Origin of the sequence: Pseudomonas sp. MF6394 (assembly GCF_002018845.1) — a bacterium.
Taxonomy (GTDB): domain Bacteria; phylum Pseudomonadota; class Gammaproteobacteria; order Pseudomonadales; family Pseudomonadaceae; genus Aquipseudomonas; species Aquipseudomonas lactis.
The window spans coordinates 248,221-268,193 of sequence record NZ_MVOJ01000005.1; the positions used below are offsets into that span (position 1 = coordinate 248,221).

Consider the following 19,973-nt stretch of genomic DNA (forward strand, 5'->3'; position numbering starts at 1 on the left):
CATGCGCCGTCTCACCGCACCCGGCTGGCCCGGTAATCTGCTGGCCGTGGTGGCCGGCGCCATCACTACCCTGGCGCTGGCGCCGTTCGATATCTGGCCGTTGGCGCTGGTAGCGGTCGGCCTGTTCTATATCGGCCTGCGGGAACTCTCGCCCCGCCAGGCCCTGGGCCGTGGCTGGTGTTTCGGCTTCGGCCTGTTTGGTGCCGGCACCAGTTGGATCTACTACAGCATCCACCACTTCGGCGGCGCTTCGGTGCTGCTGGCGGGGTTCCTGATGCTGCTGTTCACCGCCGCCATCGCCTGGTTCTTCGCCCTGCCCGCCTGGCTATGGGCACGCTGGTTGCGCCGCAACGAAGCACCGCTGGCGGACGCATTGACGTTCGCCGCGTTGTGGGTCGGCCAGGAAGCCTTTCGGGGCTGGTTCCTTACCGGTTTCCCGTGGTTGTACTCCGGTTACAGTCAACTCGATGGGCCGTTGACCGGCCTCGCGCCATTGGGCGGGATGTGGCTGATTTCCTTCGCGCTGGCACTCACCGCCGCATTGCTGTGCAACCTGCCGCGCCTGCTGGCGAGCAAGCGCAATGCCTTCATCGGCGCAGGCCTGTTATTGCTGGTTGCGCCTTGGGCCATTGGCCTGGCGCTCAAGCATCACGCCTGGACATCGCCGTCTGGCGCGCCGCTGAGCGTGGCCGCGATCCAGGGCAACGTCGAGCAAAGCATGAAGTGGGACCCGGACCAGCTCAATGCACAGTTGGCGCTGTACCGCGACATGAGCCTGAGCTCCAAGCGTGTCGACCTGCTGGTATGGCCGGAAACCGCCGTGCCGGTGCTCAAGGAGTCCGTGGAGGGCTACCTGGGCATGATGGGCAAGTTTGCCGCTGACCGGGACACCGCGCTGATCACCGGGGTACCGATTCGACAAGAAGTGCACCACCAGAAGCGCTACTTCAACGGCATCACCGTGGTGGGTGAAGGCGACGGCACCTACCTCAAGCAAAAACTGGTGCCATTTGGCGAGTACGTGCCGCTGCAGGACATGCTGCGTGGGCTGATTGCCTTCTTCGACCTGCCCATGTCGGACTTCGCCCGCGGCCCTTCTGACCAGGCCATGCTGCAGGCCAAGGGTTATCAGATTGCGCCGTTCATTTGCTATGAAGTGGTGTACCCCGAATTCGCCGCCGGCCTGTCGGCCCAGAGCGACCTGCTGCTGACCATCAGCAACGACACCTGGTTCGGCCGCTCCATCGGCCCGCTGCAGCACCTGCAAATGGCGCAGATGCGTGCATTGGAGGCTGGCCGCTGGATGATCCGCGCCACCAACAACGGCGTGACCGGGCTGATCAACCCGTTCGGGCAGATCACCGCGCAGATCCCGCAGTTCGAGCGCGGCATTCTCTATGGGGAGGTGGTGCCGATGCATAACCTCACGCCGTACCTGCAATGGCGTTCGTGGCCGTTGATCATTGTGTGCCTGGCATTGTTTGGCTGGGCTCTGCTGGCCGCACGAATGTCCAAAACGCTCTGACCTGTGGGGGCTGGCTTGCCTGCGATGGCGATAGGTATCTACACAACACTGTAACGCTCAACGGTAACCACGATGCGAAGCGAGTCGCTCTTGATCTTGATCTGCTTTTGATCTCAGGCGCCCCGTTAAACCACGCTGGCCGGAATTCGACAGGGATTTGGGGGGTAAACCGGCAGTGATGCCGGTTTAGCCGCCCCGCGCCATGGATGGCGCGTGGCGGCGGCCCCCCAAATCACTGGCGGATTACGGGCACACCGAGCCTAAGCGAGGTGCCGAGTGGTGGGGCGAGGACCTTTTGGTTACTTTTGGGTCCTTCCAAAAGTGACCCGCTGTCAGAGCGGAACCCTAGGTGGCCGTTACCGCAGGAATGGATATGTACACGGTCCAACTGTGTTGACTGTCAGGCCGTCTTCGCAGGCAAGCCAGCTCCCACCATTGATCGCCTGTGTTGCACCTATCGGTAGAACAACCGATACCCCACCTGCCCCACCGCTTCATTGATCAACTGCCCGCTTTGCCACACCGCCTTGACGTCCGGCATCCAACCGCCCAGCGGTCGACCATGGTCCACACCCAGAAAGCCCACCGGCCCCGGCACCACGGTGAAGCCGGCTTTCTCAAAGCTCCACACCGAACGCGGCATGTGCCAGGCCTGGGTCACCACCACCACCCGCTTGATGCCTTGCGGCAACAAAATCTCGGCGCTCATTTGGGCGTTTTCCCAGGTGGTGCGGCTGCGTTCTTCTTTCCAGCGCACGCTAACGCCGAAGTCATCCTGCATCGACACCGCCATCAGCTCGGCCTCACTGGGTGGCGTGCCGTAGTGCAAGCCGCCGCTGGTCAGCACTGGCAAACCGGATGCCTTGGCCAGCCGCGCGGCAAAACGCTCACGTTCCAGGCCGATACCAGTGGGCTGGTCGCTGCCCCACGCAATGTCCCCACGCTCGCGCCCCGAGCCCAGCACCACAATCGCGTCGGCACGCTGGGCCAATGTAGCCCAGTCTTCCCGGGCCAAAGGCGGCTCTGTCTCCAGGGCACGGGCGCCCCACTGCACCATCACGGGCAGGCTGATCAACCACATCCCGCCAAGCCCCAGGGCAAAACACAAGCCCGCCAGGCGCGGACGGCTGCGGCGAAACCACCAGGCACACGCCAACAACAGCAGAAAAATACCGGGCGGCAACAACAGTTGTTTAATGAAATAACGAAAAGGCATCGGGCATCTCCAAAGATGCCCGAAGCCTAGATGCAACGGGGTTTTGCAACAATCCTTACCGACAACATTTTGATAACGCTAACGGATAACGCGGGGCTCACTTGCACCGCACAGACCGCAAGTTCTCTGGCCTGCGGCCGGTCGCCAGGTCTTTGATCCAGATGACCTTGGCCGAATGAGCGGGCGGGGAAGCCTGCCCATGGGAGGCGCGGTCGTGATTCAACGCCAGGTAGTTATTGATCAATTCAAGCTCCGCCTGGCTCAAGCCTCGCAACTCCAGCTCCAGAGGCCGCTCATCACGCAATCGGCCTGCGGTTCTTGCGGCATCCAATGCCCGACCCAAACGGTCGATCAATCCTTCGTACAACTGCGGTTTCGTTAAAGTTCGCTGCGATTCAACCATCCCCTCACCTCATTGAAGAAATACTTGCTCCCCACTAAACAGCGTAGCCCCCGTTGCTGCGCCTGCCCGGTGCCGCGACAGACGGCCCTTGGCGCGCAATCAGGGTTTCCCTCGATAGAGTGGGGTCATGTATGCTACGGCGCTTCCTGTAACTCCACTTCCCGCAGGGTTTGGGCATGGACGCGCCGCTTCTTGGTGTCGAACAACCCGGACAGTGCACCGAAGAGGATTAGGCCACCCCTATCCAGTTCAAAAGTAGCCATGCACGAACAATATCAGCCCCGTGAAATAGAAAATGCCGCCCAAACCTTCTGGGACGAGCAAAAGTCCTTTGAAGTCAGTGAACAGCCAGGCAAGGAGACTTACTACTGCCTATCGATGTTCCCTTACCCCAGCGGCAAGCTACACATGGGGCACGTGCGCAACTACACCATCGGCGACGTGATTTCGCGCTACCAGCGCATGCTCGGCAAGAACGTGTTGCAACCCATGGGTTGGGACGCCTTCGGCATGCCGGCAGAAAACGCCGCGATGAAAAACAACGTGGCGCCCGCCAAGTGGACCTACGAAAACATCGCCTACATGAAGACCCAGCTGCGCAGCCTGGGCCTGGCGGTGGACTGGTCCCGCGAGGTCACCACCTGCAAGCCCGATTACTACCGCTGGGAACAATGGCTGTTCACTCGCCTGTTCGAAAAAGGCGTGATCTACAAAAAAAGCGGCACCGTGAACTGGGACCCGATCGACCAGACCGTACTGGCCAACGAACAGGTCATCGACGGTCGCGGCTGGCGTTCCGGCGCGCTGATCGAAAAGCGCGAAATCCCGATGTACTACTTCAAGATCACCGCCTACGCGGATGAACTGTTGTCGAGCCTCGACGATCTGCCGGGCTGGCCTGAACAGGTCAAGACCATGCAGCGCAACTGGATCGGCAAATCCAAAGGCATGGAAGTGCAGTTCCCGTACAACGTCGACTCCATCGGCGAAGCGGGCGCACTCAAGGTGTTCACCACCCGCCCCGACACCCTGATGGGCGCGACCTACGTCGCCGTGGCCGCCGAACACCCGCTGGCCACCCAGGCCGCACAGAACAACCCTGAGCTGCAGGCGTTCATCGCTGAATGCAAAGGTGGCAGCGTGGCCGAAGCCGACGTCGCCACCCAGGAGAAAAAGGGCCTGCCAACCGGCCTGTTCGTCGAGCACCCGCTGACCGGCGAGAAGCTGCCGGTATGGGTCGCCAACTACGTATTGATGCACTACGGCGATGGCGCCGTCATGGCCGTGCCGGCCCACGACGAGCGCGATTTCGAATTCGCCACCAAGTACAACCTGCCGATCAAGTCGGTTGTGCGCACCAGCTCGGGTGACACCAACCCCGCGCCGTGGCAAGACGCCTACGGCGAGCACGGCACGCTGATCAACTCCGGCGAATTCGACGGCCTGGATTTCCAGGGCGCGTTCGACGCCATGGAAGTGGCCCTGATCAAGAAAAACCTCGGCGCCTCGCGCACCCAGTTCCGCCTGCGCGACTGGGGCATCAGCCGCCAGCGCTACTGGGGCTGCCCGATCCCGATCATCCACTGCCAAACCTGTGGTGACGTGCCGGTGCCAGAAGACCAACTGCCGGTCGTGCTGCCAGAAGACGTAGTGCCGGATGGCGCTGGCTCGCCGTTGGCACGCATGCCTGAGTTCTACGAGTGCAGCTGCCCTAAATGCGGCGCGCCGGCCAAGCGTGAAACCGACACCATGGACACCTTCGTCGAGTCCTCGTGGTACTACGCCCGCTACGCCTCGCCGCACTATGAAGGTGGCCTGGTGGAGAAATCCGCAGCCGACCATTGGTTGCCGGTGGATCAGTACATCGGTGGCATCGAACACGCCATCCTTCACCTGCTGTACGCGCGCTTCTTCCACAAGCTGATGCGTGACGAAGGCCTGGTGAGCTCCGATGAGCCGTTCAAGAACCTGCTGACCCAGGGCATGGTGATCGCCGACACTTACTATCGTCGCGAAGCCAATGGCGCCTACACCTGGTTCAACCCGGCGGATGTCGAGCTTGAGCGTGACAGCAAGGCCAAGGTCATCAGCGCCAAGTTGAAAGCCGACGGTTTGCCGGTGGAAATCGGTGGCACCGAGAAGATGGCCAAGTCCAAGAACAACGGCGTCGACCCACAGTCGATGATCGACCAGTTCGGCGCCGACACCTGCCGCCTGTTCATGATGTTTGCCTCACCGCCCGATATGAGCGCCGAATGGTCCGACTCGGGTGTCGAAGGCTCGCACCGTTTCCTCAAGCGCGTCTGGCGCCTGGCCCACGCCCATGTCAGCCAGGGCCTGCCGGGCAAGCTGGACCTCGGCGCCTTGAACGACGAGCAGAAAGCCGTGCGCCGCAGCATCCACCTGGCTATTCGCCAGGCCAGCCAGGACGTCGGGCAGAACCACAAATTCAACACCGCCATCGCCCAGGTGATGACGCTGATGAACGTGCTGGAAAAAGCCCCGCAGGCAAGCGAACAAGACCGTGCGCTGATCCAGGAAGGCCTGGAAACAGTTACCCTGTTGCTCGCGCCGATCACGCCGCACATCAGCCATGAACTGTGGAGCCGCCTGGGCCACAGCGGTGCCGTCATCGATGCCGCCTGGCCGGTGCAGGATGACAGCGCCCTGGTACAGGACACGCTGCAACTGGTCATCCAGGTTAACGGTAAACTGCGTGGCCAGATCGACATGCCGGCCAGCGCCAGCCGTGAAGAGGTTGAAGCAGCTGCACGTATCAATGAGAACGTGCTGCGCTTTACCGAAGGCCTGACCATCCGCAAGGTGATCGTGGTGCCCGGCAAACTGGTCAATATCGTCGCCAGCTAAATCGGATCGGGCGCGGGGCTTGGGCCCCACGCCGAACTAAACCTTTAGGGCCCGAGAAGGCCCACCTGGTTTCAAGGGGAGCAACAAAATGATCAAACGCAATCTGCTGGTTATGGGCCTTGCCGTGCTGTTGAGCGCTTGCGGCTTCCAGCTGCGCGGCACCGGCACCAATGAGCTGTCGCTCAAGGAACTCGACGTCAGCGCCCGCAACGCCTACGGCGAAACCGTCACCCAGCTGCGCCAGACCCTGGAAAACAGCGGTGTGCACGTGTACAACGGCGCCACCTACAAGCTGATCCTGACGGATGAACGCGAAACCCAGCGCAATATCAGCTACGCCAGTGCCGGCCGTGCGTCCGACGTTGAATTGAACACGGCGCTGATGTTCGAAATACAAGGCCGTGATCAGCTGCCGCTGATGGGTGATAAGATCCAGGTGCAGAAAGTGGTGAGCCACGACGGCAACAACCTCGTGGGTTCGGACTCCGAGACCATCCAGGTGCGCAAGGAAATGCGTCGTGAGCTGATCCAGCGCATGATGACTCGCCTGCAAATGCTCACCCCGGAAAAACTGGCTGAGCTGCAGCAAGTGGCCGACAACAAGGCCAAGGCTGACGCCGACGCCCTGAAAGCCGCGCAGGAATATGAAGACAACACGCCGAAACAGTCGCCTGTTGAAGTCCCTGTCGAGTAAGCCAGACGGGGCGCCCCTGGCGCCCCGTTCGCCCCGCCTATGAAACTTGCCCCCGCCCAACTCGCCAAACACCTGCAAGGTGGCCTTGCGCCTGTGTATATCGTCAGCGGCGATGACCCGCTGCTGTGCCAGGAAGCGGCCGACGCGATCCGCACCGCCGCACGCCAGCAAGGCTTCGATGAACGCCAAGTGTTCAGCGCTGACGCCAGTTTCGACTGGGGCACGCTGCTGCAAGCTGGCGCGAGCATGTCGCTGTTTGCCGAGAAACGCCTGCTGGAACTGCGCCTGCCCTCGGGCAAGCCGGGCGATAAAGGCGCGGCAGCCCTGATGGAATACTGCTCGCGCCCCGCCGAAGACACCGTGTTGCTGATCAGCCTGCCCAAGCTCGACGGCAGCGCTCAGAAAACCAAGTGGGGCAAGGCCCTGGTCGAAGGTCCACAGACTCAGTTCATCCAGATCTGGCCGGTGGACAGCAACCAGTTGCCGCAGTGGATTCGTCAGCGCCTGTCGCAATCAGGCCTGGCGGCGACACAGGACGCCGTGGAGCTGATCGCCGCTCGGGTCGAAGGCAACCTGCTTGCCGCCGCCCAGGAGATCGAAAAGCTCAAGTTGATGGCTGAAGACGGGCAGATCACCGTCGAAACCGTACAAGGCGCAGTGGCCGATAGCGCGCGCTTTGATGTGTTCGGCCTGGTGGACGCCATCCTCAACGGCGAGCCCGCCCACGCCCTGCGCATGCTCGAAGGCCTGCGCGGCGAAGGGGTGGAACCACCGGTGATCCTGTGGGCCCTGGCCCGTGAGCTGCGCGTGTTGGCGAACATTGCCCTGCAATACAGCCAGGGCACCCCGCTGGACAAATGCTTCAGCCAGGCCCGGCCACCGGTGTGGGACAAACGCAAACCCCTGATGAGCAAAGCCCTGCAACGGCACTCGGCGCAACGCTGGGCGCAACTGCTGCTGGAAGCACAGCGCATCGATGCACAGATCAAAGGCCAGGCAGCCGGCTCGCCATGGATGAGCCTGAGCCGTCTGTCGCTGCTGATGGCCGGCCAGCGCCTGGCATTGCCTGCCGAATAACCCCCTCAGCACCACACCACAAAACCCTGTGGGAGCTGGCTTGCCTGCGATGGGGCCAGTTGGCCCATTTCGCTCAACGCTAACCACGATGCGAAGCGAGCTGCTCTTGCTCTTGATCTGCTTGTGATCTTGATCTTAAGCGCCCCGTCAAACCACGCTGGCCGGAATTCGACAGGGATTTGGGGGGTAAACCGGCAGGGATGCCGGTTTAGCCGCCCCGCGCCATGGATGGCGCGTGGCGGCGGCCCCCCAAATCACTGGCGGATTACGGGCACACCGAGCCTAAGCGAGGTGCCGAGTGGTGGGGCAAGAGCGTTTTGCTTACTTTTGCGCTTTTCAAAAGTGAGCCGCCGTCAGGGCGGAACCCTAAGTAGCCGTTACCGCAGCAATGGATATGTACACAATCCAACCGTGTTGACTGTCAGGCAGCCTTCGCGAGCAAGCCCGCTCCCACAGTTGGATCGTGGGGTATCAGGTAGATAGGTGTCGGCTGTCAGGCCGCCATCGCAGGCAAGCCAGCTCCCCCACTGGCCACGTAGTGCCTACAGGAGTGATTAGTTCACCCTTCAGGCACCTATGCCCTGGATACGAAACCCCCAGCGCGGGAAATGCACATGCACCGTACCACCACGCTCATCCGTGCGACGCAGGATCAGCTCTTCACGCCCAGCGAACAGCAACTCGCCAGCCACCGGATCAACGCCATAGTCGATAGCCGCAATGGTCACCTCCTGACCCACCTTAAAGCCGTTCAAATCCTCGAACACCTCATCCGGCAGAGGTGCCGGTGTAGCATTGCGGGCGATATCCAAAGCCTGCTCCGCGGTCATCTGACTGGCAGTTCCATGACCAAAACCCAGCACGCGCCCCAGCCAGGCCAGCACGGCCGGGTAAGCATCCACCAGCGGCGCGGTGACCGGCGTGGCCTTGAGGAACCAAAGCGAGTGGGCCAAGGCAAAGTCGGCAATCGACGGCGCGCCGAACAGAAAGTCGCCGGACTCGCGCTGCAACTGTTGCTCCAACCGCGCCATGATCGCCGGCCATTGGTGCTTGGCCAGTTCAGCCGGGAGCTTGCTCGTCGTGCCGCCACTGAACAGCGCGGCGCGGTCAGCGATAAAGGCCTTGATGGCCTCGGGCGGTAACTTGCCAAAGCGCACCGCCACCGATTCGGGCTGGAACACCAGGCTGACGGCATGGGCGAACACCACGCTGTCGGCCCAGGTGGCGAAGGTCTGGGTGATCATTTCCTGGCCCAGCGGAAACAGGGCCGGCGAGGACTTTTCCTGCTCCAGGCGGCGAGCGATCAGGGCGGTGTCGCAATAGATATCCGCTCCCACCTGCAGCACCGGAGTTTTGCGGTAGCCGCCGGTCAAGGCCGTCAAGTCGGGCTTGGGCATCACCGGCGAGATGTGTACGGAATGCCAGGACAGGCCTTTAAAGCCCAGCAACAGCCGCGCTTTTTCCGCAAAGGGTGAGGTCGGGTAATGGTGCAGGATGAGCTCAGACATACGGATTTCCGCTTGGCGAATGAGCACGCAGATTACCGCGCAAACGGTCCTGACTGCGTGATGGGAACCTATCAGTCAGAGTGATGAGCCATTTGCGGCCAGGCATTCCTTGGCGCTCTTCTTCAACTTTTTGATCAGGCGCTCCTGGCGCAGCGCCTCACCCTTGCTCGCGCATTGCTCGGTGTACACCAGCGCCACTGCGGGGCTGGACAGAAAAAACCGCGCGCCCTTGCCGCTTTGGTGCGAAGCGAACCGGCGCACCGGGTCGTTGCTGATGCCGCAATACAGCGCGCCATTGGCGGCGCGCACCAGGTAGACATACCAAGGCTTGGGTTCAGGCGTACTCACGGACAGGTTCGGCAAGGCAAAAGGGGCGCGCAGTTTATCAACGACTGGCCTGGAATGCCTTCAGGCCTTTGTTCGCCTGGGCGCGTACGGCATTGCGTACCAGCGGCGTCCAGCCCAACAGCAGGCCCTTGGTGCCCAACGCCTGGCGCGACCAGCGCCACAGGTCGAAGTGGTCGTGGTGCTCGCAGATCTTGCCGTCGCGCAGCACAAAACGCGCCTGGATATCGTTGACCACCGTATTGCCGGTTGTGCTGAACAGGTAGGTGGCCACCCAATGCGCACTGCCGGTGCGCTCGTCGCTGCGCACCTGGTCGAAGGTCAACGAAAAGTCCTTGGCACGGGTGGTGAGCATGCGCCACATGTCCCCTGCGTCACGGCCTCGCAGTTCACCAAAGGCCGGGTCGCTGAACACCACGTCATCGCTGTAGCAGGCGACCATGGCCTCGGCATCCAGACGCTGGAAGGCGCTGTAGAACTGGCTGATCAGGGCATTATGGGCATCACTCATGGGCAGGCTCCGCAGGCGTCAAAAGAGTAGGCGCACGATAAGCCGCCCAGGCCGTCATGGCTACTGTCATTCGCCACGCAAATAAGCGCGCTACGGCGCTATCCCGGTACTGCGGGCATAAGCGAACAAGTCAACGTCGGTGGAAATACTCAGGCGCTGCATCGCCGTGCTTTTTTGCTTGCTGATGGTGGAGATGCTGCGGTTGACCTGGGCTGCAATCTGGCTGACGGTCATGCCGCTGGCCAGCATGCGCACCACTTCGCGTTCCTTGCCGGACAACTGCGGCTCCTGGGATTGATCGCCAGTGCCGGCTTCCACCAGTTGCACCCGCAGGCATTCACTGGCGAAGGTCTGGCCAGCACACACCGCCTTGATCGCCAAGGGCAACTCCTTGGCCGAAGCACTTTTGGCGACCACTGCCCTGGCGCCGTGGGCAAAGGCTGCGCGTAACGTGGCGACGTTGGCGAACATGGTGACCAGTACCACCGGCAACTGCGGATACTGGCGCTGCAACAGGCCCAACAAGCAGTAGCCATCGGCCTGCTGGCCGCCTGGCATGGCGAAGTCCGTGACCAGTACGTCGCACGGCGTGCGACTGAGCACGTCGAGTAACTGATCGGGACCGTCGGCCTCACCGACCACTTTGCACTTGCCATTCGCCTCGATCACAACTTTCTGTCCGACCCGGACAATAGGGTGATCGTCAGCAATAATTACTCGAAGCATAGGCACCCACGAATGATGGCAACTTGAATCCGCGCAAAATACCTCTGCCTGCGATCATCAACAACTGCTAACAAAGAGGCGCTTGCGGCCGAACCCAATGTTCAGTAGTGGCTGTTTTTTGGACTACAACACAATAGGAAAATACCTACAGCCAAACTTAGACCAACGACCAGGTATAACGCTCTGCAACAGCATTCTTCACAACTCAGACAGATACTCCAGATAAGCGCACAGCCGTGCTTCAAACACTTCCAGTTGCGCCTTATGCGTAGCGACACCCTCGGCCTGGACCTGCTCGATCAAGCTCACGGCACTGGATTCCAACCCCGTGCCGCCCAGAAATACCAGGCTGCCCACCAGCCGATGCAGACGCTCGGCGGTCAATGACGCGTTCAACGTCACACGGGCATGACGTAACACCCGCTGGTCTTCCCAGGCCTCCATCAACAGGGTTTCCAGCATTTGGTCGACGACCAGGTCGCTGCCAAACGTGGTCACAAGCGTGGCTCGGGTGGGCCAGTTCGCCACCGCAGCAGCAGCGTATGGCTCGACAGAACGGCCTTCCCCGCCCGGTAACCAGCGCACCAGCACGGCGTGCAGTTGTTCAAGGGTCAGGGGTTTGAGCAGCCAGGCATCCATGCCGGCCTTGCAGCAACGTTGGGGGCTGTCGTTTTGCAGGTTGGCGGTCAAGGCAATGATGGGCACCCGCTTCAACCCGTGCTCGCGCTCATGCTGGCGAATCGCACGGGCCATGCTGTAACCGTCCATGAAGGGCATCCGGCAATCACTGATCACCAGGTCGAAGGGCCGGTTGGTAAAGGCGTCCAATCCCATAAAGCCATCGGTGGCCAACGCGTGTCCGAGCCCCAGTTTTTGCAACAACCAACCCAGCAACAGGCGATAGGCTGAATGATCCTCCACGACCAGAACATTCAAGTCCTGCCAATGAGGCGGGGGAGAAAAAGGCGGTTTGACTGTCCGGCTCGCTCCTGCGGTTGAACCTCCTGGCGAACCCATCAGTACCTCTTCGTGGTGATTAATTCGGCAGCCATCCAGGGCACTGATACAGCAATGCCAGGCGCACCCTTTTGATTGTTATCGGCTTTCAACCTATAACCTTTTGAATGGCCTTACGCCGATACAACAACTACGAAAAACGCCGCGAAAATCTACCGTCCCGCACCGCGTTTACAGCCCAACCCGCCAATGTCGTATTAGTTGTATTTCCCCCTCAAAGCCCCCTCGCTAAATTGTGCCCACCCCAAAAGAGGGACGGTTTGCCACTTCCCGGCAACGCAAAAAAACAGTGAGAACGCCACCACGCCAACCACTCGCCCACACAGGGCCGAGCGCTGACCTGTACGCGTCTCTATCTGCCAGACTGCAATGGAACAATTGGAAATGAAAACCCCTGTATCCCTGTTGAGCAGTGCCCTGCTGCTCACCATGACATCCTCGGTGTTTGCCGCCAGCAGCGTCGACCTGAGTGTCAAAGGGTTGATCACGCCCAGCGCTTGTACACCGAGCCTGCCAGGTGATATCGACTTCGGAAAAATCGCGGCAAAAGACCTGAATATCGACACCGGTACCTTGCTTGAACGCAAGACCGTGCCACTGAGCGTGAACTGCGATGCAGCAACGCTGTTCGCCATCCAGCCCATCGACAATCGAGCCGGCTCTGCGGTTAACAGGTTTTACTTTGGCCTGGGCATGACCAACGAAAACCAGAAGCTGGGGCGGTATCTGCTGGCGTTCACCAACCCGGTGGCCGAAACCCCCTCCACCCTGTTGGCCATGTACAACGCTGACGGGTTCTGGGTGACGCTGCTGTCTGACGAAGTCATTGGCCCCCACGTACTGGTGGCGCTGGGTAGTCGGGGCGACAGCGGTTGGGCGCCTCACCCTATCAAGGACGCGGTCATGGATGTCACGCTCGAAGCGACGATTAATCCCGCAAAAGACCTGACATTGACCGACGAAGTCGCGATCGACGGTTCCGCGACCTTTGAAGTCAAGTACCTGTAAATGGACGCCTCCCACATGAAAACCTGCATGCCCCTGCTGGGCGGTGCCCTGCTGCTCGCCCTGCTGCTCGCCCTGTCCAACGCCGTGTGCGCCGCCAGCAGCGTCGACCTGACCGTCAAGGGCCTGATCACGCCCAGCGCCTGTGCGCCCAGCCTTTCCAGCGGCGGCCTCGTCGACCACGGCAAAGTCGCAGCCAAGGATTTGAAGCCCGACCACTGGACAATGCTGGACAACCACACCCTGCAACTGGCGATTACCTGTGATGCGCCAACCCTGTTGGCTCTAAAGGGCATCGATAATATCGGTAACGCGTTTGACTCACGAAACAGCTATGGCTTGGGTTTGGTTGGCGACAAGAAATTGGGCGAATACCTACTGGCGCTAAGTAATGCTATGGCTGACGGCGCGGTGATCTCCACAATTGAATCTGTGGATAACGGTCTCACCTGGCATGAAAGTTACCCAGGTGACGCCTGGCCGATTACCTCCCACGCTTCGTTTGGCGATCGCTCCTCCGGCAGTTGGGCACCCTCCCCGGTCCAGCAGGTCACGGCAGACCTGATGGTGCAAACCGTGATCGCTCCCACTGCCGGCATGGACCTGAGCACAGAAGTGCCGATCAACGGCTCCGCCACCCTTGAAGTGAAATACCTGTAATCGCCAACCCACCCACAGGACGTGACCCATGGTTAGCCCCCTCACTACCCTCACCGCGACATTGTTGCTGATCGGCGCCGGCCCGGTATGGGCCGCCAGTAGCCAGGACTTGACGGTCAAAGGGGTCATCACCCCCAGCGCCTGCGCGCCCGTGGTCTCCGGCGGCGGCACCGTCGACTTCGGCAAGGTGTCGGTCAAAGACCTCAATGCCGACACCTACACCGACCTGCCCAGGGAAACCCTGCTGCTGAGTGTGCGTTGCGAAGGGCCGACCATTTTCACCCTGAACACCATCGACAACCGTGCGGGCACTGCCGCCAGCCACTTCAGCTGGCACGGCCTGGGGATGACGCCCAGTGATGAAAAAGTCGGCGATGCCGGGCTTGGCCTGTATAGCCCGGTGGCCGATGGCATCCCGGTACGCACCATCACCTCCCGGGATGGCGGCGTGACCTGGATCCCCTCGGTGATGCTCAGCCACACCTTGTTGACGGCCGTCGCCGACAGCGACGGCCTGGCGCCGATTGCGATCCAGGCGTTGGACGCCGAAATACGCCTGATTACCCACATCGCCCCCGCCAGCAACCTGACGCTGACCGACGAAGTGCCCATCGACGGCCACGCCACTGTGCAAGTCAATTACCTCTAAGGAGCCTCCCGATGAAAACCCGATTGACCACCCTGGCCGCCAGCGTGCTGCTGCTTCACTCGGCCAACACCTTCGCCGCCTCCAGCGTGGACCTGACTGTCAAAGGCCTGATCGTGCCCAGCGCCTGCACACCGAGCCTGTCCGGTGGGGGAGTGATCGACCATGGCAAGATCTCCGCCAAGGATCTGAAACCGGACAACCCGACAGTCATTGGCAACCATACCCTGATCCTAGCCGTCAATTGCGACGCGCCAATCAAGTTCGCCCTGCACTCGATCGATAACCGTGCCTCCTCAAGTATCGGTTCGAATTACGGCCTGGGCTTTATCAATGACACCCAGAAGCTCGGGGGATACAACCTCACGCTGGCCAATCCACTGGCAGAGGATGGTGTAGTGGTGCAACCCATTGCATCGTACGACCAAGGTAATACCTGGTTTAAAGAAAAGTTCTGGGATTCGGGCCTATACATGTCGGTCGCCGCAATGGATGACGACAGCCAGCCGTTACCTGTCAAAGACCTGCTGGTCGATCTGCAAGTACACACCTTCATCATGGGCACTGCCGGGATGGACCTCAGCAACGAAGTCACCATCGACGGCTCCGCCACCCTTGAAGTGAAGTACCTCTGACCCATGGCCGCCCCGTCCTTGAATAGTGGCAGGCATGGGCGGCGTCTGGCGTTGCCCATGCTGATGGCATGGGGGCGAAATGTGGTCATGGTGCTTGGCCTGGCCGCGATGACCGATGCCCACGCAGCGTCGGCTGTCGACCTTACGGTTACCGGCCGGGTCACCCCGGACGCCTGCCATATCGAGCTGACCAATGACGGCACCGTCGATCACGGCAAGATTCCTGCCCACAGCCTCAACGCCGACGAGTTCACCGTGCTGCCCATCCAGACGCTCGACCTGCGTGTGCAGTGCGCCAGGCCCATGCTGTTTGCGTTGGTGGGCATTGACGAGCGCGCCGACTCCTCGTCGGCCCCTGATTATTTCTACGGGCTGGGCAGGAATATCCACGTCCCCGAAGAGCGCCTGGGTTCTGTGGCGTTGGCCTATCGCAACGCGGTGGGCGATGCGCAGGCCATGCAGGTAATGGCGTCCAGCGACAACGGTGAAACCTGGTCCCAGGAGCCCAATGCCTACCCCCGCACCTACATGGCCTTTGCGCCAGTCGGCGACCGTCAACCGGACTTCATCGGCCAACTGACCGTCCAGGTTCAGGTGAGCACCGCCATCAACTTTTCCCAGTACCTGACCCTGGACCAGGAAGTCCCGCTCGACGGTGCCATCGTCCTGGACCTGCGCTACCTCTGACCGCCCCTCTTTATTGGCTAATGGAAACCCGTCATGACGACGACATTCTCAAACACCGCTGTCGGCCTGATTGCCTTGCTCTTGATGCTCGGCGACCAGGTTAAAGCCGACGGCATGGTCCCGGACACCTCCGTGGTGATCGTGCACGAGGCCGAAGGCGAAGCGGCCGTGTCGGTGACCAACACCGACAGCCAACTCGCCCTATTGCATGTGACCTTGCAGGACATTCCGGAAGACACCGAACCGCTGCTGGTGGTGACACCGCCGCTGTCACGCGTCGAAGCGTCCAAATCCCAGCTGGTGCGTTTTATTCTGCAAAACCAGCAACCGTTACTGACCCAGCGGCTTAAACGCGCGGTGTTCGAAGGCATGCCCCAAGGCCGCGCCGCCACAGCCGCCGGGCATGCCCGCGTGGGCGTGACCGTGCGCCAGAACCTGCCGGTGATCGTGCACCCCAAGGGCCTGGCGCCCAACCGTACGCCCTGGACCGACCTGACCTGGACACTGCGCGACGGCCAGTTGCAGGTGCGCAACGACACGCCCTATGTGGTGCGTCTCGCGCAGGAGTTGTTACTGCTGCCAGGCGACGGCAAGGCCCTGCTGCCGCGTACGTATGTGCTGCCCGGCGAAGCCTTGAGCGTGCCGGCCAGCAGCAGCCAGGCCAAGACAGTCAGGCTGCAGCCGGCCACGGTGTACGGGTTCGCGGTCAAGGCTTACGACGCACCAATCAGCTTTTGACGGAACACCCCAGGCGGCGTACCCCCCTGCGCCGCCTGAGTAACGAAGTGACGGCTTGTTGATCGTCACCAGAACGCCCGGCCCACAAGGGCTGCGCGTTCACTATTCGAGTACCTTGCGTGAAAACAGTATTGAGTTACCGTGACGGCGAAGCCGTGCCCGCTCCCTCTGCCAGCCCTGCCCTGGTGCTGGCGTTGCTGCTGTGTGCGCTCATACCGGCCAAGGTGTGCGCCGAAGATTCCAGCCCGTCCGGCTTCGATGCCCAGACCTTGCAACAACGTGGTATCGACCCACAGCTGGCCAGCCTGTTGCTCTCCGCACCGCGTTACGCGGCCGGGCAACACACCGTCAACCTGCGCGTCAACGGCCAGCGCCGTGGCCGGCTGGCGGTGAACTTCGATCAGCAAGGCAATCTGTGCTTTGACCGCGCCTTGCTGGACGCCGCCAATCTGATGCCGCCCGGTGAAATCGAGGGCTGCTATGATTTTCTTGCGCGCTACCCGCAAACCCTGGTGGAACCAGACCCGGCGACACTGACGGTGTCGCTGGTGGTGCCCACCGACGCCCTGCGCCCCGTGCAGCAGGATATCTCCGGCTACGAAACCGGCGGGTTTGCCGGCCTGCTCAACTACGACCTCAGCGGCTTCTACAACCGCTTCGGCGATGACGCCAGCCGGTTTGGCTCGGCCAATACCGAGGTGGGATTCAATGCCGGCGACTGGATCGTGCGCAGCCGCCAGGTGCAGACCTGGCAGGATGGCCTGTCACGCAGCACCCATTTGCAAGCCTATGCCCAACGCACCTTCGCCAGCCACCAGGCGGTGCTGCAAGCCGGGCAAATCAACCTGTACAACCCGGTGCTGTCCGGCGCGCAGATTACCGGCGTGCAGGTGCTCACCGAGCACGCCCTTCAAGAACAGGGCCAGGGCGCGCTGATCCAGGGCATCGCCAACAGCCCGGCCCAGGTCGAGGTTCGCCAGAACGGCGCGTTGATTCATTCCACCGTGGTGCCCGCCGGGCCCTTTACCCTCACCGATGTGCGTCGCTTGAACACGCGCTCGGACGTTGAAGTCACGGTCAAGGAGAGCGTCGGCGGTGAACGACGCTTCACCGTGCCAGCGGCCATGCTCGGGCTTGGGTTGCCAGCCCCGGGTTACTCCGTGGCAGCGGGCCGAGTGCGTAATGTGGGCGATGCCAAAGGCGAGGATCCGTGGGTAGTCAGTGGCGGCTGGACCGGCGCCCTGCACCCGCAATTGACCCTCGGCACGGGCGTGCTGGCGGCCAGTGAATACCGCTCGGTGGGCGCCAGCCTGGGCTGGCTGCCGTGGCTGGACAGTCAGATCCAGCTGTCCACGCAAGTGTCCAACAGCCAGGCGCAAGACAAAGTCTCCGGGGTACAGACCGATCTGTCGTGGTCCCAGCGCCTGGGTGAGCAGTGGTCGATCAGCGCCGCCAATTCCTGGCGCAGCATCGGCTATCGCGAGCTTGAAGAAAGCACTTACGCGCGCGACGACAACAACCGGGATTCGCGCTACCGCGACCAGCAAAGCCTCAACCTGGGCTGGTCCCATCCACGTCTGGGTGCGTTCAGCGCCGGGGTTTCGCGCTCGGCCAATTTTGCCGGCGACAGCAGCAGCCGGGCGCTGGCCTCCTGGGGCACGAGCATCGGTGCGGTGTCGTTGTCGGCCAGCGCCGAGTGGCAAATGGGCGGCGACCAGCAGCAGGACAACGCGGTGTACCTGAATATCAGCGTACCGCTGGGCGAGAGCCGTCGGCTGCGCAGCTGGGTGCGCAATTCCGGCGGCGAAAACCGCACCGGCCTGGGCATCACTGAACAGATCGACGACCAACTCAGCTACCGCGTCAGCGCCGAACACGACAGCAGCGACCATCAAGTGGAAACCACCCTGGGCATCTCCGCGCTGCCACGCTACAGCCAGCTAGACCTCAGCTACAGCCGCTCCGACGCCGAGCGTTCCAGCTATCAAGGCGGTGCGCGCGGCGGTGTGGTGCTGCATGGCGACGGTATGACCTTTTCCCCCTACCCGGTGCGCGACACCTTCGCGCTGGTGTCGGTCGGCGACATGAGCGGCATCAAGCTCAGCACCCCCAGCGGCCCGGTGTGGACCGACTGGCAAGGCCAGGCTGTGGTGCCGCAGGTCGCCGCCTACGGGCGCAGCCCGGTGGAAGTGCAAACGCGTTCATTGCCGCGCAACGCCGATATCAACAACGGCCTGGCCATGATTTCGTCCGGCCGCGGCGCCGTGGACCGCGTCGAGTTCGGCGTCGGCCTGACCCGCCGCCTGCTGCTCACCGTCAGCAACGACCAGGGCGCACCGCTGCCGGCGGGTGCCTCGGTCAGCAGTGCCGAGGGTGAGTTCATCACCCTGGTGCAGGACGGCAGCCAAGTATTTCTACCCAATGTGCTGGGCCAATCGACGCTGTGGATAACCACGCCCCAGGGCAGTCGTTGCCAATTGCGTTATTCGCTGCCGGAAAAAGCCGACCCCTCGGTGTACTTCGAAACGGCCCCCGCACGCTGTCACGCACCTTGAGGATTCCCGCCATGCCCCTTGCAAGCTGTTTGCGTCAACTGTGCCTGGGGCTGTTGGTCGGCGTCGCCGGCACAGCCCAGGCTTTTGAAGAATGCCAACTGAACGTCAGTGAACCCTTGCTCGATTTGGGCCTGATGAGCCGCCTGGCCCAGAACGACAGCGCACCACAACGCCTGCTCGGCGAGCGTCGACTGAGTGTGACCGTCAGTTGCCCCCAGGCCGAAGACCTCAGCCTGTTCTACCGAGCGCAAGCTGCCAACCCACAGCGCTGGCAGTTTACCGAGCACGGTAGCTACGCCATTGAAGTCGGGAATGGGCTGCTCGACGGCCGCGCGGTGGAGCTGGGTGTGCTGCCCGCCGTGGGGCAGGCGCCCGTAGCCACCGGCAGCGTCATGCAATGGCGACCCGACCACGGCATCGCACCGGTGGAAAGGGGCGTGGTGCTCAGCGGAAAAACCCTGGCGCTGCAATTGACCCTGCGCGCCTGGGCCGACCCTGCCGCCACCCAAGTACGCGATGCGACCACCTGGGAAGTCGCCGGCATGCTGTATGGCCCGCGCCACGGGCGCTACCGGGAACTGACACTGCGCGCGCACTTCGCGCCTATCGCCTGCCTGCCGAGCTTGTCCGACCAAGGCGTGGTGGACTACGGCACCCTGTACGCCAAAGACCTCAACGCCAGCACTGAAACACCGCTGCCCACCCGCACCTTGCGCCTGAACGTGACCTGCGACGCGCCCATCCGCTTCGCCCTGCGCATGAAGGACAACCGCGACGGTTCGGCCACGGGCGGCACCGATGAAACGGCCTACGGGCTGGACCTGGATGCCAGCCGCAACAAGATCGGGCGCTTTTATCTGACCATCGACCCGGCCGAATTCAGCGCCGATGCCTTCCCCACCTTGTACCGCACCGACTCCACCAGCAATGGCGTGGCATGGAGCAGTTCCACCGCGAGGCAAATCCCCATGGCGGCCAACAGCATCATGGGCTTTACCGACAAAACCGGCGTTACCACAGGGCCAGTCGCCCTGCATACCCTGACCGGCACGATGCGTATCAAGACTTACCTGGCGCCGATGCAAACCCTGGACTTGCGTGACGTGGTGCACATCAACGGTTCCGGCACGCTCGAGATCGTCTACCCCTGAGCCCCC

The 19,973-nt window shown here is 62.0% G+C and carries 19 protein-coding genes; 12 read left to right on the top strand and 7 right to left on the bottom strand.

The genetic code is table 11. From position 1 onward, the window contains the following. The first annotated feature begins 1 nt into the window (after position 1). Positions 2 to 1,525: an apolipoprotein N-acyltransferase gene (gene lnt, locus MF6394_RS08330; protein WP_047711856.1), complete on the top strand. Its 1,524-nt coding sequence runs from the start codon at positions 2 to 4 to the stop codon at positions 1,523 to 1,525. A 454-nt stretch (positions 1,526 to 1,979) separates the two neighbouring features. Here the strand turns inward: lnt and MF6394_RS08340 are convergent, their stop codons facing one another. Both MF6394_RS08340 and MF6394_RS08345 read right to left on the bottom strand, forming a co-directional pair. Then, positions 1,980 to 2,741, bottom strand: a complete 762-nt coding sequence (locus MF6394_RS08340) for a YdcF family protein (protein ID WP_047711857.1) — start codon at positions 2,739 to 2,741, stop codon at positions 1,980 to 1,982. Between the two features lie 97 nt (positions 2,742 to 2,838). After that, positions 2,839 to 3,144 (bottom strand): hypothetical protein, encoded by a 306-nt coding sequence (locus MF6394_RS08345; protein ID WP_057711032.1) that lies wholly within the window; start codon positions 3,142 to 3,144, stop codon positions 2,839 to 2,841. 261 nt (positions 3,145 to 3,405) lie between these two features. Between MF6394_RS08345 and leuS the strand changes: the two genes are divergently transcribed. From leuS to holA, 3 genes are all read left to right on the top strand, one after another. After that, entirely contained in the window at positions 3,406 to 6,012 is a 2,607-nt protein-coding gene (gene leuS, locus MF6394_RS08350; RefSeq protein WP_078466473.1) for a leucine--tRNA ligase, read from the top strand. 88 nt (positions 6,013 to 6,100) lie between these two features. After that, positions 6,101 to 6,706 (top strand): LPS-assembly lipoprotein LptE, encoded by a 606-nt coding sequence (locus MF6394_RS08355; protein ID WP_014720078.1) that lies wholly within the window; start codon positions 6,101 to 6,103, stop codon positions 6,704 to 6,706. Positions 6,707 to 6,745: 39 nt separating this feature from the next. Continuing rightward, positions 6,746 to 7,783, top strand: a complete 1,038-nt coding sequence (holA, locus tag MF6394_RS08360; RefSeq protein ID WP_032895162.1) for a DNA polymerase III subunit delta — start codon at positions 6,746 to 6,748, stop codon at positions 7,781 to 7,783. A 566-nt stretch (positions 7,784 to 8,349) separates the two neighbouring features. Here holA and MF6394_RS08365 read toward each other — a convergent pair. The 5 genes from MF6394_RS08365 to MF6394_RS08385 all read right to left on the bottom strand — a co-directional run bounded on the left by MF6394_RS08365 (position 8,350) and on the right by MF6394_RS08385 (position 11,890). After that, positions 8,350 to 9,291, bottom strand: coding sequence for a glutathione S-transferase family protein (locus MF6394_RS08365; protein WP_078466474.1), 942 nt, complete (start codon positions 9,289 to 9,291; stop codon positions 8,350 to 8,352). A gap of 75 nt (positions 9,292 to 9,366) precedes the next feature. Next, positions 9,367 to 9,639, bottom strand: coding sequence for a GIY-YIG nuclease family protein (locus MF6394_RS08370; RefSeq protein ID WP_032897605.1), 273 nt, complete (start codon positions 9,637 to 9,639; stop codon positions 9,367 to 9,369). A gap of 37 nt (positions 9,640 to 9,676) precedes the next feature. Next, positions 9,677 to 10,147 (bottom strand): nuclear transport factor 2 family protein, encoded by a 471-nt coding sequence (locus MF6394_RS08375; RefSeq protein ID WP_078466475.1) that lies wholly within the window; start codon positions 10,145 to 10,147, stop codon positions 9,677 to 9,679. Between the two features lie 90 nt (positions 10,148 to 10,237). Beyond that, a complete protein-coding gene (locus MF6394_RS08380) occupies positions 10,238 to 10,873 on the bottom strand; it encodes a response regulator transcription factor (protein ID WP_032893444.1) in 636 nt (211 codons plus the stop codon). Between the two features lie 198 nt (positions 10,874 to 11,071). Continuing rightward, positions 11,072 to 11,890 (bottom strand): response regulator, encoded by an 819-nt coding sequence (locus tag MF6394_RS08385; protein WP_078466476.1) that lies wholly within the window; start codon positions 11,888 to 11,890, stop codon positions 11,072 to 11,074. A gap of 384 nt (positions 11,891 to 12,274) precedes the next feature. Between MF6394_RS08385 and MF6394_RS08390 the strand changes: the two genes are divergently transcribed. The 8 genes from MF6394_RS08390 (at position 12,275) to MF6394_RS08425 (ending at position 19,967) form a co-directional block, all read left to right on the top strand. Continuing rightward, a complete protein-coding gene (locus MF6394_RS08390; RefSeq protein ID WP_032893448.1) occupies positions 12,275 to 12,898 on the top strand; it encodes a DUF1120 domain-containing protein in 624 nt (207 codons plus the stop codon). A gap of 15 nt (positions 12,899 to 12,913) precedes the next feature. Continuing rightward, positions 12,914 to 13,555, top strand: coding sequence for a DUF1120 domain-containing protein (locus MF6394_RS08395; protein WP_078466477.1), 642 nt, complete (start codon positions 12,914 to 12,916; stop codon positions 13,553 to 13,555). Between the two features lie 28 nt (positions 13,556 to 13,583). Beyond that, positions 13,584 to 14,204, top strand: coding sequence for a DUF1120 domain-containing protein (locus MF6394_RS08400; protein ID WP_044271998.1), 621 nt, complete (start codon positions 13,584 to 13,586; stop codon positions 14,202 to 14,204). Positions 14,205 to 14,215: 11 nt separating this feature from the next. Continuing rightward, positions 14,216 to 14,836 (top strand): DUF1120 domain-containing protein, encoded by a 621-nt coding sequence (locus MF6394_RS08405; protein WP_047712648.1) that lies wholly within the window; start codon positions 14,216 to 14,218, stop codon positions 14,834 to 14,836. Between the two features lie 3 nt (positions 14,837 to 14,839). After that, positions 14,840 to 15,523 (top strand): DUF1120 domain-containing protein, encoded by a 684-nt coding sequence (locus MF6394_RS08410; protein WP_078466478.1) that lies wholly within the window; start codon positions 14,840 to 14,842, stop codon positions 15,521 to 15,523. Between the two features lie 33 nt (positions 15,524 to 15,556). Next, a complete protein-coding gene (locus tag MF6394_RS08415) occupies positions 15,557 to 16,261 on the top strand; it encodes a fimbria/pilus chaperone family protein (protein ID WP_044271993.1) in 705 nt (234 codons plus the stop codon). A 119-nt stretch (positions 16,262 to 16,380) separates the two neighbouring features. Then, positions 16,381 to 18,816: a fimbria/pilus outer membrane usher protein gene (locus tag MF6394_RS08420; RefSeq protein WP_177345131.1), complete on the top strand. Its 2,436-nt coding sequence runs from the start codon at positions 16,381 to 16,383 to the stop codon at positions 18,814 to 18,816. A gap of 11 nt (positions 18,817 to 18,827) precedes the next feature. Then, positions 18,828 to 19,967 (top strand): DUF1120 domain-containing protein, encoded by a 1,140-nt coding sequence (locus tag MF6394_RS08425; RefSeq protein ID WP_177345132.1) that lies wholly within the window; start codon positions 18,828 to 18,830, stop codon positions 19,965 to 19,967. Positions 19,968 to 19,973: the final 6 nt, after the last annotated feature.